This is a genomic window from Rhodococcus sp. OAS809, from assembly GCF_040546695.1.
GTDB classification, from domain to species: Bacteria; Actinomycetota; Actinomycetes; order Mycobacteriales; family Mycobacteriaceae; genus Rhodococcus_F; species Rhodococcus_F qingshengii.
This window is the reverse complement of record NZ_JBEPOI010000001.1, coordinates 671,751-689,389: the sequence shown is the minus strand read 5'-3', so window position 1 is coordinate 689,389 and position 17,639 is coordinate 671,751. Positions and strand designations below refer to the sequence as shown.

Annotated in this window: 8 protein-coding genes; 3 read left to right on the top strand and 5 right to left on the bottom strand. The window is 58.5% G+C overall.

Features of this window, described 5'->3' with window-relative positions; translation table 11 throughout:
* Positions 1-849: 849 nt before the first annotated feature.
* On the top strand, positions 850-1,284 hold the full coding sequence (locus tag ABIE52_RS03180; protein ID WP_192713653.1) for a DUF6630 family protein: 435 nt from the start codon (positions 850-852) through the stop codon (positions 1,282-1,284).
* A gap of 450 nt (positions 1,285-1,734) precedes the next feature.
* Here ABIE52_RS03180 and ABIE52_RS03175 read toward each other — a convergent pair whose 3' ends face one another.
* The gene (locus ABIE52_RS03175; RefSeq protein ID WP_192713652.1) at positions 1,735-2,865 is read right to left on the bottom strand and encodes a S1 family peptidase; all 1,131 of its coding nucleotides are present in this window, start codon (positions 2,863-2,865) and stop codon (positions 1,735-1,737) included.
* Positions 2,866-3,838: 973 nt separating this feature from the next.
* Between ABIE52_RS03175 and ABIE52_RS03165 the strand changes: the two genes are divergently transcribed.
* Complete coding sequence (locus tag ABIE52_RS03165; RefSeq protein ID WP_354541457.1) at positions 3,839-6,586, top strand: CHAT domain-containing protein; 2,748 nt, start codon at positions 3,839-3,841, stop codon at positions 6,584-6,586.
* A gap of 10 nt (positions 6,587-6,596) precedes the next feature.
* On the opposite strand, the gene ABIE52_RS03160 is transcribed toward ABIE52_RS03165, so the two are convergent.
* Positions 6,597-7,667 (bottom strand): S8 family peptidase, encoded by a 1,071-nt coding sequence (locus tag ABIE52_RS03160; RefSeq protein WP_354541442.1) that lies wholly within the window; start codon positions 7,665-7,667, stop codon positions 6,597-6,599.
* 388 nt (positions 7,668-8,055) lie between these two features.
* Positions 8,056-8,223, bottom strand: coding sequence for a hypothetical protein (locus tag ABIE52_RS03155; protein ID WP_192713650.1), 168 nt, complete (start codon positions 8,221-8,223; stop codon positions 8,056-8,058).
* Positions 8,224-8,502: 279 nt separating this feature from the next.
* Between ABIE52_RS03155 and ABIE52_RS03150 the strand changes: the two genes are divergently transcribed.
* Positions 8,503-10,419, top strand: a complete 1,917-nt coding sequence (locus ABIE52_RS03150; RefSeq protein WP_192713649.1) for a pentapeptide repeat-containing protein — start codon at positions 8,503-8,505, stop codon at positions 10,417-10,419.
* Between the two features lie 90 nt (positions 10,420-10,509).
* Here ABIE52_RS03150 and ABIE52_RS03145 read toward each other — a convergent pair whose 3' ends face one another.
* Together ABIE52_RS03145 and ABIE52_RS03140 are read right to left on the bottom strand one after the other, a co-directional pair.
* A complete protein-coding gene (locus ABIE52_RS03145) occupies positions 10,510-11,394 on the bottom strand; it encodes a hypothetical protein (RefSeq protein ID WP_192713648.1) in 885 nt (294 codons plus the stop codon).
* Positions 11,321-17,608, bottom strand: coding sequence for a hypothetical protein (locus tag ABIE52_RS03140; RefSeq protein ID WP_354541441.1), 6,288 nt, complete (start codon positions 17,606-17,608; stop codon positions 11,321-11,323). Before ABIE52_RS03140 ends, ABIE52_RS03145 begins: the two co-directional genes overlap by 74 nt.
* Positions 17,609-17,639 lie beyond the last annotated feature (31 nt).

Sequence of the window (17,639 nt, the reverse complement as noted above, 5' to 3'; positions counted from 1 at the left end):
CGCGGCGCTCCTCCCGACGCTTCGCGTCGGGAGACGGGAGCGAGTCGCTGCGCTCCCCGCCAGGGAGCCGCTCCGCGGCTCGCAGTGGGTCGAGTGCCGTTGCCGTCGATCGAGTCGCTTCGCTCCTCTGAATTCCGAATCTTGGTTCTCACCAATCGAATTCATCGCAACGCCTGAACCTGTACCCCACACCCGAACGAGGCTGGGGAGGAGGGGAAGGGTCACGGAAAGCGCCCCGCCTCGCGTCTGCCGACTCATCGTCATCATGCTTCCCATCCTACAGGACCCACCCCAAAACCGCAAAACAACACAGAACAGCAAAACCTTGAAATCTTAATCCCCACACCACAATTCGAACCTGCCTAAAATACTTCCATGCGTAACCACCGAAAGCAATTACACACCAACCAATCAACCAAAGTTACTGAAACACAACAAAATTCAAAAACATCCGAAAATCGACCCTCCCGAGCCCTCCGCACACCCCATCGCCGAGCAACAGCAGCTCCCCGCCCGCCGCCGGCACCAGTGCCGGCCTTCAAGTCGGCGTCGACCTGGGGTGGGAACGCGTGTCGGGCCCCGTTGATCGCGATGGTTGCGGACGGAAGAGGCCACAACAGCTTGACGACCTTGCCGATCCCAAGTCCGCTGCGTTCCTCCGCGGCGAACACCACCGTCTGGCGCGATCGACCTGATGGAAACCAGGACGGACACCTGCCGGTGACAGCGAATACTCTCCCCGCATGCCCGACACACAGCAGATAACGCAGGCTTTGTCCGAGATCGTCGAACTCATCGCACCCGGCTCGAAGCCGAGCCAGGCACGATTGACTGAAGAAATCGCCAGTCGTGGAATCGCGCACATGGGCTCCGTCCAATGCGTTGCTCAGTGCCCTGTATCCCGACGGCCCCGACATCCGCGCGGCCGGCGGACTTTACGAGGCCGACATGGCCTATTGCGACTGGAACTGCGACCCTGCCGAGATCCGCGACTCCCTGATCGAGCTGCCCGCCTGCCCAGCAGCACTGAACTGGGACTGGCTCAACGAGTTCGACGAGTCCGACGACCGCTGGGACCCCGAAGAACTCGAAAACATCCCGTGTCCACTCGCCGCACGGTGCCGCGAACTCGGCTCCGCGCTGATCATCCTCGACACCGGCTCGGACGGCTACGGCATCGGGTTCGTCTCAGCCGAACACATCGACCGAATCGTGAAGTTGGCGCAGATCGCGAACTGCGACCTCAGCGTCGTACACCCGGGCGTAGAGACCTTCCTGGGCTGACCGAACACAACCACACCAGTCATCGAAACCGTCCAGCAATTCATCACGACTGTCCACAGATGACAAAAGACCCCGCACCAGGATTCGGTGCGGGGTCTTTCCTTTTCGCGTCGCGGTCTATCGGCTGGGCTCGGGACCATCAACCCCTCACGCACAGCTCTCGAGGAACCCAGTCGCTCCAGGCCGACGCATGAACCGCATCTCGAAGCCCTCAGCCTCGAACACCGCCTCATCCTCCGACAACCGTCGTTCACAGTCGTGACGCGGGCGCTCGATCTGGCAGCACACTCTGCCGTCGCCAGCTAGGAACTACAGTCGCGTCACTACCGGCGGAGCCGAGTTACGAGCCGACACCGCGATCGCTTACTGCTCGTAGGCCTGGATCGGGATTCCCAATTCGCGGCCGATGTAGGCCTGGTTACCACGCAACTGAGGCGAAGCAGCTGACTATCAATCGCCATCGCGATGCACTGCGACAGGGCTCCATAGATCCTCTGGGTCGGCAATTTCGATGCTTCCGTCCATTAACAAAAAGCTCGCGGCACTTTCATCTCCTGCTTTCGCGATCGTGGACAGAATCATCGGCGCCGGATGGAACTGGGTCATGACGCTCGGCTCGTTGTCGATTTTGGAGTGACCGGTGTTGATCCCGAGGAGTGCGACCCGCGAGCCGAGCTGATTCCCCAGCCAAGAAACTTCTGGAGGTGCGAGGCCCAGGACCGGCGCACCGGACATACCCTCACGGCTGAATGAATGGCACAGCACCTTGTAGGGATATTTGTGGCCTTGCATCGCCGAGCTGAAACGAGGGTCGCTGGCGATAGATCCGGAGACCATGATGGGCCGATCGGAGAATTTCGAGTCGCTCCCCGGATATCCGGGCACGATGACCGGAGAACTGACGTGGACCTGGAAATCAGCAAGGTCATTGCGCGAGGCCAACAACCCAAGCTCGAAGCAGTTGAATTTTCCAGAAATTTTCTCGTGCTCAGGCAACTTAATTACCGCAATGTCGATATCGCGTTCGTTGCGTTCATACGGGTAGACCGGGACTAAATCCGAATCTGAAACGATCAAAGAAGTCAGTACGGGATCCGCGGCCGGATTACGCGGGTTTTGAAAATAGCCATAGAACTTAATTGACTTCAGCTTGCGTTCGGGGCGCTCTTCGGAGAACGACGGGTCAACGACATGGCGGTTGGTGACAAGAAAATGATTGCCGGATGGGGAACTGACAATAAATCCTGTTGCATGCGCTAGAACCTCCTTGTGAGCCTCTTGCATCGTTACCTGCAGCCTGAGCGCCGAGTACAGGTGCGTATTACCTATAGTCTCATCTTTCGCATCTTTAACTGTTTGCTCGTCCATGTTTCCAGTCACAGCAACAAAGTATGTACGAACAACCCCAGCGATCCAACAGAATCGCGAGCCAGAAGACATCAATTCGCCCAACCAGCCCACTCCACTGCTGTCGGTTTCGGTGCACACTGTCGGTCGTGTCTTGCGCCGGCGCAGAAGCAGCGCCAGCAGTTGAATCGAGATCGGTTGCACCAAAGTGATACCGACGGTGGTTCCGTTCACACACGGCAATGCAACCGACCCGCGGTGATGACCGCACTGGTTCAGAAAGTCGGCGCGAGAACACAGTGAGCGACGCGCAACCACTGCGACGGGAGAAACAGATGCAGCACACCGATCTCGGCGGGGTACGATACCGAACGCAGCAGGTGGCACCAATGATCCGCGACTCGACCGGAGCACGAGCCCACCAGGTTCGATACCGGCTCGCGGGCCACACACCCCGGTATCCGCGCCTCAACCCGCGAGCACGAGGCCATCAAGCGAGACCGAAGCCACAAAATCTTCCAAACCCGTATCTTGCTTTGCTGCCCACCGCGCCAGCGCCGACACCTTCGACTCATGCCGACCAGGTCACTAGATCCCTACTAGGCTCGCAAGAATGCCCGTTTCCCGGATGGTTTCGTACGACTGGACGTGTGCGTCTTGTGCTCGCAAGCACTGTGGTGCGGTGTGGCGGATACTGGACGTGTTCGAGCGTCCAGACATCGTTAGGCAAATGTTGCCTGGCCTAATATTCGTGGTGTGCACTGAATGCAACGCGCGAAATTGGATCGACGCTCCCATGTTGGTGATTCGTCGCGGACACGATCTTCCGATACTTCATGCATTGCGCGGAACTGAGACGTCTAGTGAAGCAACTGCCTGCTTTGACGCATTCCTCCGCGAAACGTCGGGATCTCTAGTCGGCGAGGGTATTTTCTTGCCGCCGGTCCCTCTCCCACGTTACGCAGTGCACTTAGCCCTTACGCGGGATGCGATCGCCGATGTTGACCATGCTGATCAGGTAGTTGAAGAAATTAGTCAAGCTTGGGGAATAGCTATTGCGGAAGGATACGGGTTCTTCCTCGGCTGGGTCCGGTCTTCCGCGTCGGAGCGTCATGCTCAGCGCGCTCTTCAACGCTTGATTTTCCTCCCATCTCCGAGGGAGCTGCCGGTTCTCCTACGCGATCACCCTGAAATGGGGAGTGATCGGGTGATCGAATTGCTTCGCTCACGATTCGCCGCGACGCCCCCGGACGACAAAGACGTTGCGATCGTAGGTGCGCAGCTACGCCTCGCCGAAGCCCTTGCCGAGGGGGGAAATCCCGATGAAGTCGCAGCTGAATACCTCGCCAGTCTCGAAGGATTCGCTCGTGAGCACTTGAATCCACAGCTAGAACAGTTCCTGGGCCGTATGGAAGAGACAGATACATCAATTGACGTTATGCGAGAAGCCCTCGCTCACGCGAGCACCATGGGGGACCCGTCGGAAACCGCGATTGCCGCGACTCTTGGAGCGCGACTCATCAATTTACCGGTGACCCCCGAAATTTCGGCAGAGGCAATCGCCATGCTGCAGCGCTCTCTGGACCTGACACCGACCGAAAGCCCGGTGTGGCCTCGGATTGCGTCCAACCTGGCGAACGCTTACGTCAACCGCCCCATCGGCGATCCAACCGACAACTGGGAGATTGCATGTCGGCTCCTCGACCAAGCATGCCAGGAGTCCTTCTTGAAGCTCGATCCCCGTCAATGGGCCGTCAACCAGACCAACTACGGGCTTCTGCTCGCGGAACCTCCCCGGGGTGCCACCTCTAAGGATATAACTCGTGGGATCGACCGTATCCGCGACGGAATGCAACAACGCTCGCCAACTGAGAATGCCGTTGATTGGGGATATTCACTACTGAACCTCGGACACCTGACACTCCGTCGAGGCGATACCGGCGATTTCGAACGGTCGATGGCGTACTACCGAGAGGCCCTCACTTGTCTTGACCCAACCGATGATCCTCGACTGTGGGCGGCACTTCAGCTGAACCTCGCCGATCTCCTACTCCGTTCTGTACCAAACGATCTGGTGGGTGCAGAAGCTGCGGCGACCTCGGCATTGAACGCGCTCGACGAACATACGGATCCGTTCACCGTCGGGCGTGCCCGATCGTTCCTCGCTGGCCTCAAGGAACAACAATTGGGACGATTGGCGCCTGAAACACTCGCTCTGAGAGCCGATGCATTGAGAGTCCTTGACCCTGTTGCGGTTCCGGAGTTGCATCTGGAGGTCGGCGGGAAACTCGCGTCGGCGTATGCCGACCTCGACGACTGGTCCGGAGCTGCTGATGTCTTTACAGGGATGCTCCAAGCGTTGGATCACCTATTTGCAGTCAGCCTATCCGAGACTGATCGCAGGCGAGCGCTGGCACGAGTACCCAAGCTGCCGCGATGGGCGGCATACGCATTCGCACGAATAGGGCGTGTGGCCGATGCCATCGAAACGATTGAGCGGGGACGCGCCCGCGAGCTCGGTACCAGCGTCAGTCGCGACACCGCTGATATCGCTCGACTCAGCGAGACCGACCCACTTTTTGCTGACCGCTATACAACTGCCCTGCGCGAGTATCGTGCCGCTCTCGCGGAGACGAACCAGAAGGAATTTGCTCTGCAAGTTGGGCCGAAGCGTGTTCGAGCCGCCGAACTCGGCCTACGGACTGTCACTGACGAGATACGTCAGATTCCGGGGTTCGTGCAATTCCTACTCCCCTTCACGATCAATGAGATCGCCGATGCCGCAGACGGTCTGCCGATTGTTTACGTGCTCAGCGCGCCGGCAGGCAGTTACGTGCTGACAGTTCATCCCAAGATTGAGGGACGCGTCGATACATCCGCAGAACACGTCGACAGCATCACCAGCACGAGCGTTGCGAAATACGTGTACTACGACAACGACACGGGTGAGCACGGCCTGATCTCCGCGCAACAGGATCCCGACCCCGAGATGCCCGAACTCACCCAAGCTCTGACAAAGATCACACGGCTTGGTCCCCTTGCAGAGCCCATCACAAAAACTCTCGAGAAAACACCACAACACTGTGTAATCGTCATACCGACCGGATTGCTAGGGATGGTGCCACTCTATGCACTACCCACCGGGCGCGGGGACGGCTCAACACTGGACGACGTCGGCGAGATACGCATTGCCCCGTCCGCGGCCTCATACGCCGCCAGCCGGACCCGCGCGGCGATGCCGCACGACCAGCACTTTGTGGGAGTGGCAAACCCCGACGGAACACTGCCCGGAAGCGCGGCAGAAGTGACCATGCTCGGCGACCTATTCGACCGCGCCGGTGATTCACCATCTCTCGGCATCGGCGTGGCCGCCAACCGTAGCTGGCTCCTTGCAAACGCCCACGCCGCCTCGCACCTCCATCTTGCATGTCATGGGTCCGCAGACGTTGACACTGCTATTGGGGGAACATTGCACCTAGGTGCCCACACGCAGGTAACGATGAATGACCTCGTAACCCTGTCGTTGCCGTCGTGCCGTCTGGCAGTCGCAAGTGCCTGTCAATCGGGTCACTACAATACGAACTCGACCACCGAGGAAGTCCTCGGATTGCCGACCGGATTTCTTCGCGCCGGGGCAGCGTGCGCAATTGCGAGCCTGTGGCCAGTGGACGACGACGCCACTGCCCTACTGATGACTCGGTTCTACGAGCTTCTCGATCCGATTAGCAAGACCACCGACGAACAACAACCGACGTCCGCCATGAGAGAGGCTCGAAAGTGGCTGCGGACACTCACCGATGAATCCGCCGACAACTACGTCAACACCCACCCTGCACTGTCTGAGAGCTTCAGACGGCTCGGCATTCAGCGCCTACGAACCTCACAGACCACAGGACTCGAGAAACCATACGATGCGCCCGAATGCTGGGCCGCTTTCATCGTCTACGGGTGTTGATCCGACGTTGCTATTCCTGTGGCGCCTGCGCCACTCCATTGCCGATGTCGGAGGGATTGAAGCCTGGTTTCAGTCCCTCGATAACTGCCGAGCCCGCGAGCCGGTCGGTGAACCGTTGCTGCGAGAACTGGCCGGATTTCATCAGCTTTTCCGCCCACAGGGCGGCAACCCCGGCGACGTGCGGCGCTGCCATGCTGGTCCCGCTCATCGTCGTCAGACCGCCGCTAACCGATGCTGAAAGGATGTCCACCCCTGGACCGGACAGGCGTGCGCCATAGTTCGAGAAGCTCGCGATAGTAAGTCCATCTGGATCGGGACCGACAGCGGCGACCGAGATCATCCCGTCGGCCGCCGCTGGCGGGCTCGCCGCGATGACGAAATTCGGGTCCAGGTCGCGCTTGCTCTCGTTGCCGGCTGCAGCAACTAATAGACACGGCCCCGTGAAGTGGGTCCGGGCCTGAATGAGTGATCCGAGCCGTTCGAACAGCAAGATGTTCGCGCGGTAGTCCTCCAGAGCCATCGACGTCGCAAGCTCGGTGGGAACGCCCTCACGCTCAAGGTCCACGACCATGCCCGGGAAATCCATGCCGAGCGACATCGAAATGACCTGCGCACCGTTCTGGACCGCCCATTCGATGGCTGTCAGGATGACGTCGCTGCCGCCGCCGTCTTCACCTAGCACCTTGCCGATCAGGGCGGTCCGGATTCCGGGAGCTACGCCGATCCTCTTACCGTCTACGTCGCGGCCGAATATCGTCCCAGCACAGTGCGTCCCATGCCCGTTAAGGTCATCGTCGCTCTCGCTAGTGAAATTTCTCCGCACGAGATCGACACCGCTGAACGCCGGGTGCAAGGGGTCGATGCCTGTATCGAGTACAGCTACTTTGACTCCTTCGCCAGAGAACGGTGACGTGTCGGCGCCTACTGCCTCAATACCCCACGCTCTGCTCGCGAATATCGGGCTGACAGCATCAGTGCGGCTTATAGGAGCTATGAGCTTCATCGGAATTATCGGCGCGACGGCCTCGACGTCGCGGTGGCGACGCACCTCCGCAGCGCGTTGGGTCGTGAGCGAATCCACCTCGACCGCGATTCGGGCGTTGGGTTCGGATACTGCCGGGCCGGCAAGACCCCGGCGCCGTCGAGTTGCCACGCGCCTCAAGATCACGTGCTTTGCAGGTAGCATGGTCCGTCCCCTTTGCGACTGGCCTGTAACATCATGTGCGCGTGTTAGTTTCGACAACCCGAGCCGATATCGGCTCACGCAGTCGCGCAACCTTATTCGAAGCCGAGGACTACTCGAGCACGCGGGTGCTGTGATTGACCTCAACTCCTCTGTTCCGCGCTCCCACATGTGCACGAGGATGAGCTCGGCAACACACACTAGTGACCCGACGGTTCATCGACTCGCCGATGAACCGAGCAGGCCAGACAGTTCTGGTTAGTTGGCTGATCATCGGCACGGCCGATCACCCCTCCTCCGTGGTCTGCTCGGTGACGTTTCCTGAGAAGAATTCGTAGATCACATCCCGACCGGATTCGACCTGGCCAAGGGCAACGGGATTGGGCAGGGCACTGCCGCGCGGGCGAACTCCGGGCAGTCTGTCGAGTTCAGTTCGGGATCCGGCATGATTCATCGCGCATTCCGAATTCGGCTTGCGCAGATCCCGACCAGACGGAAAAGAGACTTTCAAGTGGAGTACGTCGACGGCCCAGTTTCCGCGCAAACAGACGATCTCTTGCCCGCAGAGAGGCGCCTGCTCGATGCTGTTCGATACTCACAGCAGTGCAATCTCATTGACAAAGACAGCGAGCCCTCGCCGCAGAACATTGAGCAATGGACAGATCCGAACCGAACGATTCGCGCGGCGATTCTCCGACGACTGCTCCTTCACGGCCATCTGAACGAATCCACGATGGAGATATCCTCGTATACGGTCTCCGTTCGTGGGGCAATCATTCCCGAAGAACTCGACCTTTCCGATGAGAGCGTTTCAGTCCGACTGATGTTGGACCACTGCAAAATTGAAGGTATCGATGCCACTGGAGCGACCTTCGAAAAAACCGCACACTTCAATGGAACAACGTTCACCCAGGACGCTAGGTTCGACAAAACGACGTTCACCCAGGGCGCTTGGTTCGACAAAACGACCTTCGTTCATCGAGCGGAGTTCGAGGAAGCGACCTTCACCCAGCACGCAGGATTTAAGGCAGCGAATTTCACCCGCGGCGCTTGGTTCGACAGCGCTACATTTACCCAAAATGCCTCCTTCGGCGAGGCGACCTTCACCCAGAACGCCTGGTTCAGCGGGGCGACATTCACCCAGGACGCCTGGTTCACGGAGTCAACCTTCGGTCAAGATGCCGGGTTCTGGAAGGCGACCTTCGTCGAAAGCGTGTCGTTCCGCAAGACGACGTTCACCCAAAACGCCTCATTCAGCGAGGCGACGTTCACCCGAGATGCTGGGTTCGACGGAGCAACATTCGTTCAGGAGGCTTCGTTCAGCGAAGCTATCTTCGCCCGGAAAGTGTCATTCAATTCGACGATTGCGCGTCAGCTGAATTTCTCGGAAGCCGAGCTCAATTCGGCAGAACTCGGAACATTCGCCGCTGAGACACTGCGTCTCGACAATGCCAAATTTCGCACCCGAACCAGATTCACAGCCCTCTGCAAGACCCTCAACATGGAACACGCTCAATTCGACGAAGGCGGACACCTCCAGATTCGAGGTGCCTCGATTCGCTTTCCCAGCGCCGAGTTCCTTGCCCGCACCATCATCGCCGACCCCGGCGACACACCATTCACAGACGAATTCTTCAGCACCGCAGAGAGAACCCGTGATCGTGAACTTGCAGAGGATTTGAAAGCTCATCGGAGCACGAAGACATCGATCACAGATCTACGCTCCGCCAATGTCATAGATATGGTGCTGTCGTCAATCAATTTGACGAACTGTCATTTCCTCGACGCGCACGGAATCGACACTCTCCGTATCGATTCCAGTTGCAACATGCGCAGCAGCAAAGAACTTCCAAAGCGCTGGCCACTTCCGAACTCACGCCGCAAGATCATCGTCGAGGAACTGAACTTCCGAAATCCCAACCATCACACCCAGGCAACACCGACACCGGACATTGCTGCCCTTGCTGACACCCGGACATTGCAAGATGATGCGCCGGCCGCTGCCCTCGACATCGCGACCATCTACCGTGATCTGCGCCGCGGACTGGAGACCAGCAAGAACGAACCCGGCGCAGCAGATTTCTACTACGGCGAAATGGAAATGCGGCGCCGCAGCACGGACACCCCGTGGGCTGAGCGTTTTTTGTTGTGGTTGTACTGGGCGGTGTCCGGGTACGGACTGCGGGCGCTGCGTGCTTTCGGCATGGTGGCGTTGGTGATTGTCGGGACTGGCGTAGTTTTCTCGACGGTCGGAATTGCTCCACCTACCGAGACCGCGGCAATCGCGAGATCGGTCGACGTGCCCGCGGAAATGATCGTCGACCCGCCTCCAGAGGTGCCGACCGTCACCGATAAGTCGACGCCTCCTACGGAAGATGCGGCTGCCCCTCCGACGACTACTGTGCCGTCGGCATCGGTCGTCCACTCCACGGGATTGATCAACGATCCAAGCACGGAACCTCACGAACCGTCGAACATCGGAGACGGTTTCGAACTTGCCGTACGCAACAGTGTCGCGTTGCTCCGCAACCCCGGCGATCGGGTCGGACTAACCCCGGTCGGAACAGTCACCGACATCGCATTGCGGTTGTTGACTCCAGTGCTTCTCGGCCTCGGGCTGCTGGCGCTGCGCGGACGCACGAAACGATAGGACACAGCTAGCTCCTCAAAGGATGGACCGACGACAGTTCTTATTCCCTGCGCAATACAGTCTCAGCCGATGTCGCATCCTCAGCCCATGTCAGGTCGTCCTTGGCGGACTGTCATCCTCTTTCTCGGAGTCCGATCCGGGGAGTGCGTCGGCGATCTTGTGAAGGAGATCCGCCATCGCACGAAGGTGTTTTGCGTGATTGGAATCGGTAAGCGGGTCGTCATCTTCCTCATTGAAGAGGTCATCGTCATGGGCAGGTTCACTGTCCACCAAATCGACCGTCTCCAAGTTCTCTATCAAGACAGAGTCCTCGTCGAGAGCGACGGCATGATCTTCATCCGGCGTCTCGGCAGTATCTCTTGGATTCTCTTTCGTACCGCGCAGGCGTCGACGTGCAGCTCGGGGACGAAGTGTCTCTAACGTTGTAGTGATCTGACTCTCGATATTCGAAGCAACTTTGTCGGCTACTTTCAGCCAATCCTCATTCTTATCCTTCGCGTTCTGGGCTTCGAGCCAGATGAGGCGTAGCAGGGTTTGTCGCGTGAGGCGTTCGAGGTTGGTCGCTGTGGCTATGAGGGGCAGCCCAGAGGAATTCTCCTCCGGCACCTCAGTTTCAGAGTTGAACAGTCGAGAGAACTTCCACGGATTGTCATCTCCAAGTCGGTCGAGCGCCTCAAATACATTCGTGTACTCCTCCAGTGGCTGGCGCGCCGGGTAGGAGCGACGCTTGGCCCACACCGCCAAGATCGTCTCGACGATCCGACGCCTCTGTTCCACAGTCGTGGTTGTGTCGTCCTGGGCGACGACAATGAGTTGTGCCAGGTGATGCGCCATCCAATGGCCAACAGTGTCGTGGTCTTCGAAGTGAGTTACGAGCATTCGGCCGAGGTCGAGGACTTCGTCAATATTCGAGCCACTGTCCTCGCGGATCGATGAGATACACCTTTCCGGACCTTTCGAGCCAGTCGAACTCATCACCATCTCCTTTTCGTCGTTCGTTATATGAGCGGTGAGTGTCACGACGCAAGTTGACTTGGAGAACGAGAGTCATTTCGAGCTCGTCGAGAATTCTCGTCAAGAAATCCAGACGGACCTCAAACTGTTCGCCGCAAGTTCCAGTGTCCCGATCACTGCGGGCAGACGTCATGTTGTTCCAGATCCTGCTGCGAAAGACCGGGACTTGCTCGTGAAACCACATGCGCTGGTCGGCATCTGGTGTGAGTTCGAATCGGGTGATGATGTCCGTGCCGGGTCCTGTCGGAGGAAACTTGACGCTCCCCCCGTGTTTGTCGAGATTGTCGATCCCGTCTCGGCAATCGGTCGTGTCCAGCCACGGGACGATCTCGAACGGATGGTCATGTGGACGGTCGTACTGGTCGTTAGTTGTTGGCATCGCGAATGAGGCTGGCCCACTCGGAGATGTTTGCAATGTGATGAGGAGTGCATGTGCAGTCTCAGGGTGGACGAGGGCGCTGTCTACAGCGATGTCTTCCGAGAGTTCGTCGCTGGCTGAGTCGATGTTCGCCCACACCGTCACCCAGTCGGATCCAATGCCAGCTATCGTCTCGAAGTTGCGTTTTGAAATCGTCCACGGCCAAGCCTCCTTTATCGCCTGGGCTCTGAGCGCCGCGTCTGGGGCGGGGGTTGGCGGAGGATCCCGGCGATCCGCGAGCCAGCGGCCGTCGGGGCGCTTTGGCAGGAAGCGGGCCAGCCAATTGGTGTAGGAGTCCTGCGAGGAATCGGGATCTTTGTACGCGATCGTCGTCTCCGCCAGTTCAGCGCCGACAGCCAGCAATGCGTGCAATGCCAGGTAGAACGCCAACGTCTCTTCAGCCGGCCAACTGCTGTGGTCTGAGTAAGTACGACCCTGGGTATAGACGTTCGAACGGACTCGCGGGTCTTTCTCAGCCGCGTACACCTCATACCCATCGAACTCGGTCGCCATTTGGGTGGTGCGTCGTGCGATGTCCTGCTCGGTACTTCCAAAGGCCTCGGCGACATCTCTGCACCAGTACTGCTGAAAGTCGAGGAAGAAAGGATACCGCTTGGACTCGGCCTGATCAGCTGGTTCAGTAGGAAGTGGGTTCGGCCGTGCGTGTCGTTCTTTGTACGTGAGCTCGACCCAGTCTGCGACGACTCGCCTGGTCGGTACCTCGGTATCGCTATCACTCAGAGCAACGAGCTTTCGCTCCGACAGGCCAGCCAGCGTTCGCTGGGCAAGCACCTGGTTAGCCGCGTGGTGTGGGCCACGAACAACACTGGTCAGCCATGGTGCGAATGCTGTCAGCATCGCAGCATTCGGCTCCTGCACTGCTCGCGCAAGTGCGAGCAAGAGCCACATACGGGCATGCAACGAATAGAAGGGGAACTGCGAATCCACAAAGACAGCAACTTGCTCGGTGCCGTCCGCGAACCTGAGGAGCGCATCAAGTTCGTCTGCGCATCCGAGTCGAACCAAGAGTAAGACCGCATGTGCTGCTTGCCAACGTGATTCGCCAGATATATCGCCCAATGCCGCCCAAATGGTCCCGGCAATGCAGGCCGCAGAATCAGGCAGGTTCGACACGGAGGCATGCGGTCCGTCGGAGGAGGTGTTCGTGGGCGAAATGTACTCGAATAGGTCCGCAAGAGCATCGAATACTGCACCTGCAAGTTCGGGGTCCACCGTGTTGGCAAGGGTTGCCGCAAGATAGAAATACTCGTCGTAAGTGAGCTGGTGCGCGCTCCGTCCGAGTTCTGTCAGCGCAGTTTTTGTCAGCTGCCCGACTGTGGTCCCGGTAGCGTCGGCTAAGTCATTTGTGTTTCGATCTTCTTCTGCCCGAGTGCAAATCTGTCTTGCGAAGCGGGTTGCCATGCTGGTTGCGAGCCGTTCCAACGCTTTCTTGAGTGCGGGAGTTTTTGGCTGCTGTGTCGCTACTTGGGCCAAATTCACGAAGTCTGTCTCGGTTGCTCGTGCGGCGCGCGTCAGCGCGTCCAGTACCGCTGGGCGCCGATTGGGATGCTTGTCGATGACGAATGCGGCTAGCGCGCGCCTTTTCTCGGTTTGCCATCCGATTTCTTTAAGTGCTTCGTTCCACCCGTCCTCGGTAGTGAAGTCGAAATCTGCGAACCGAACGGCCAGGTCGGTCGGCAGCTCCTTTTCTTTCTCTTTGTCTTTGTCTTTGTCTTTGTCTTTGTCTTTGTCTTTGTCTTTGTCTTTGTCTTTGTCTTTGTCTTTGTCTTTGTCTTTGTCTTTGTCTTTGTCTTTGTCTTTGTCTTTGTCATTGCCTTTGTCTTTGTCTTTGTCTTTGTCATTGTCATTGTCTTTGTCTTTGACGATCTTGGAACCGATTGGCTGAGATTTCGGAAAGTCACTCGAAATGCGTTGGTGCTTCGTAAATTCCTCGAAAATGCTTGTCGCCAGTTCTACAGGTATCGACGCCAGGTCCGCGATCGGGATCTTCCAGTGCACCCATGGCTCGAACGCGTACAACGCTAGGAGGGCGAGTCGTTCTGATCCTGGTTCTCCGCCTGCGCCTTCGAACTCTGGGGTGAGCATCTCGGCGAAATCTAGGGTGCGTCTGTCCCGCGCACGCGAGGTCGCAGCGAGGTAGGTCGGTTCATGCATCAGTCGAAGACGTTTGGCGAACTCGACCGTATGGAGTTGCCCGTGTGCGCGGTCGAGCGCCTCTCCTATTTGAAACAGGCGATACGCTCGCGCAGCTTCGGCCCCGGTAGCCAGTGCCTTCGCACTGTTGGTGAGAGATTGCCAGCGTGCGTACAGATCATCGCCGACCTGCTCGGCCTCGTTTACCGATTCTTCGAAGATTGCCCGTGCTTCGGTCTCGTTGGCAACGAGGAGGGCTCGTGCAAAGTCAATCATCGTTTCGACGCGGCTGTCCGCATCAGTCCGGTCGTGCTGCGTCGCTTCGATTCCCCGCATGGCCACGTCGAGAGCGACCGTCTCGAGGTGCGGCGAGCGCGCCGCGATCCGTGCGATGGTGCGTCTGGAACGTGTAAGCGGCCCGTCGGACCTTTGGTGCCAGTTCACGAACTTTTCGACCAGATCTTCTCGTTGCACGAGGGTCAGTATTCGAGTCGCGATGTCGGCGACCGTATTAACGAGTACAAAAGGGGTGTTGTAGTTGCCCACCGGCTTCAACTGTGAAACAAGCGAATCCAGCTTCGAGGCGACTTCGGTGGTGTGGCCGTCGATGAGGGCATCAAGCCAGCATTCTGCCCACGGCAACAGTTCGGGAATGTTCGCGTGGAAGTCTCGAGCATTGTGGTCGCTGGAGTATGCGCTTTTTTCCATCGCTTTGAGCAGTTTTTTGCTCGCGACGTGTTCCAGTGTGAGCGATGTGCCGGTGAGGCGCGCACGCAGTGCGAAGGCCAATATGAGGCTGGTGGGCGGAGGCGCGGACAGTCGGGAGCCGGATCCATCGGGAAGATTGTTTGGGAGGTGGACATCGAGAATCTTGAGAACCTCAGCGCCACTTGCAATGCCAGCTCGAAGACTATGAATCAGTGTCCACACAACACCCCGGAGGTCTGGTTCGTTAGAGAAAGTATCCCGCGCGCTTGGGAACGGATCCCTCCGCGTGCGCAGCATGTTGACCAGTGCCTCGGTGGCGTCATCGGACAGGGTTATGTTGTATTCGAACATCGTCTCAGCCACAGCAGCCTGAACGTACATGTGGCGTTTCTCGGTGATTGCGAGCCCCACAAGGTCGTCGTTACGTCCTGCGTCCGCCAGTCGGGCGCACAACTTCGCTGAGACGCGGCGAACGAATTTCGGTAGCCAATGGCACAAAAAGTCAAGTGCGCCTTCAGGTCCGTCAATATTGGTAGCGGTCAAGGCGAGGTCCGCGACCTCGTTGGCCGTAATGTGTCGATTCATCCGGGGCCGCTCGGTGTCCGGCAGTCTCAGAATGGCAATGAAGTTGTTGAACGCTGATCGCATTCGTCCGCGAGCAATGTCGTGGAACTGGGTGATCTGCGACAGCAGCGCTGCTTCGACGTGAAGACTCGAGCCTGGCCAGTTGGTAGCAAGTTCCCGGCCGGAGCACAGTGCATCAACGACGTCCGCACCCAGGAAGCGCCCTGCTAGATCCGTGTGGGTTCTAAACATTTTCATTTTGCGCGAGTGTCCAGACGACATGTCGCCGGCCCGTACCGCCAACACCGCAGCGTCTGCATTTCTGCCTGCACGGAGCATCGCGCAGAGCGCGAAGCGAGCTCGTGCGCGAGCTATCTCCAGAGCCTGCAACTCGTCGATCTCGCCTGGTAAGCCTTTGTCCGACAGCGCCAAATCGACGAGCTCGTCAAGCAGGTCCGCCTCGAAGAGGAGCTGCGGAAGCGTGCTCGCGAGGTACGGCGACCGCGCCGCGAGCGGTTCAACTGCCTTCGCGAACACTCGTTTCTGTGTGATGTCTAGACCATGGGTGGTCTGGAACCAGGTCTCGGTTGGTTCGTCGCGAAACTGGAGGGTGTTGCCTGCCGTGTGAAGGCCGCGTCCGAGTGCGACCGCGAAGCTTCGGATTGCGTCGGCATCCACCTTGGTGATGTCGGCCAGGTCGGTCAACGGGATTGGGGGGTGCAGGGTCGCGAGCGCTTCGCACAGTCTGGATAGCTCGTCAGCTCGCAGATGTCCCTGATCGACGACGTTGTTGACCTGTCTTTCGAGCAGGCTGTCCAGTATCTGCCCCGGTGCGGTCTTTGCGATCTGAAGGGCCGCAAGAGTTTGCGCGACAGAGTTCGTGTTTTCCATCGCCATCGCCTGAACCCGAGGGTTACCGTCGCTGAGAGCATAAAGCTCGGCACCCTCTGCCTCTGTCGCAGAGGGGAAGCGCGTCCGTAGGTGCTCGAACGACTCTGGTTTCCGGAACCCGAGCATCGCGATCTCCGTCACCCCGGTCCGTGGGACGTTCAGTAGCTTCTTCCTCTCGGGGCGACACAACTGCACAATGCGCGAGTTCGCCGGCCAATCTTCCCGAAATAGGTCGGTGACGAATGTGCGCTGCTGCTGTTCGTCAGCAGCCATCGCTGCATTATCGGCTGCGTCGATGACAATCGTGAGAAGCGCCGCTGGGTTGCGCTGTGCGAGCTGCTCGGCGACGGCCTGAATACGGCGCATGAACACCTGCATGTAGAGAGTGTCGGTTGCGACCGTCGGGATGAGCGGGGTGCACAACCCTTTTGCTGCAAGCTCGTTGGCGATCTGGGTTAGCCCGATTCGATGTTCGTGACGTTGAGAAGACACCTTTCGGTAGTCGCCACCAGCGAAGCAGTCGTAGACGATGGTCACAGAGCCCATCGGGAGCGCTTCGTTCAAGACTGAGGTCAGGGTGGATTTACCCACTCCGCCCACTGCAGTGACCAGGATCTTGCTCTCGGTGCCGTCCCTGAGCTCGGAAGCGACGTTGTCGACATCGATGGTGCGAATGGCCGATTTGAGCTGCTCGATCGCACTGCGAGCCGGAAACAGCTCCTCCTCAGTGGTGCGAAGGGCCAACAGGATGTCACCTGCTTCGAGTGTCTGCTTGTCCGCGAGGGAGGTAGCGCATCGTGAAATGGTCTCCATCAGTTGCGACAGCTCGGTTCCCATCCCTCCGCCGGGTAGGAACTGCTGTAATTCGGATCGAAGCACCTGCTCCATATCGACGATTCCGGGTACACCATCGTCAATATCGAAGCGCCCACAGAATTCGGCTTCATGCTCGGTGTCGTCACCGAACCCCATGTAGCCACGCAGTAGCGCGGCCTCCGTGGTGTAGGTGAACGCTGCAGCACCGGCGGCGATTTCGGCGAGTGAGAGTCGCGCCTTGTCATTCAGTGTGCGGTTTGCGACGAAGACGAACTGAAGCTTGTCTTCCTGGCCGTTCTTCAGTTGCTCACGATAAATCGCGGCGAATTTTTCGAGTGTGTTCTTGAGTTCCGAGGGAATGATATGCTTCTCGGTCCGCATCGTCGAATGCTTGAGTTGCACATATCGAAACCTTGTACAGGATTCGGCGTCGCGGCCCCCGTAATATTCGGCGACGTCAACAACCTCTTCTCCCTCGACTTCTTCTCCAACAGGTAAACCCTCGACACCAACGACTTCAAGGTCATCGAGGAAGTTCAGCAAACGCAGTGTTCTGCGGGCCGCCCAGTAGTAGTGGAATCTGTCCCCGTCCCTACTAGCGCGGACCGTCTCGGCGTTTCCCATAGCGAGAGCCTAAGGGGTAGCGAAAAACGAA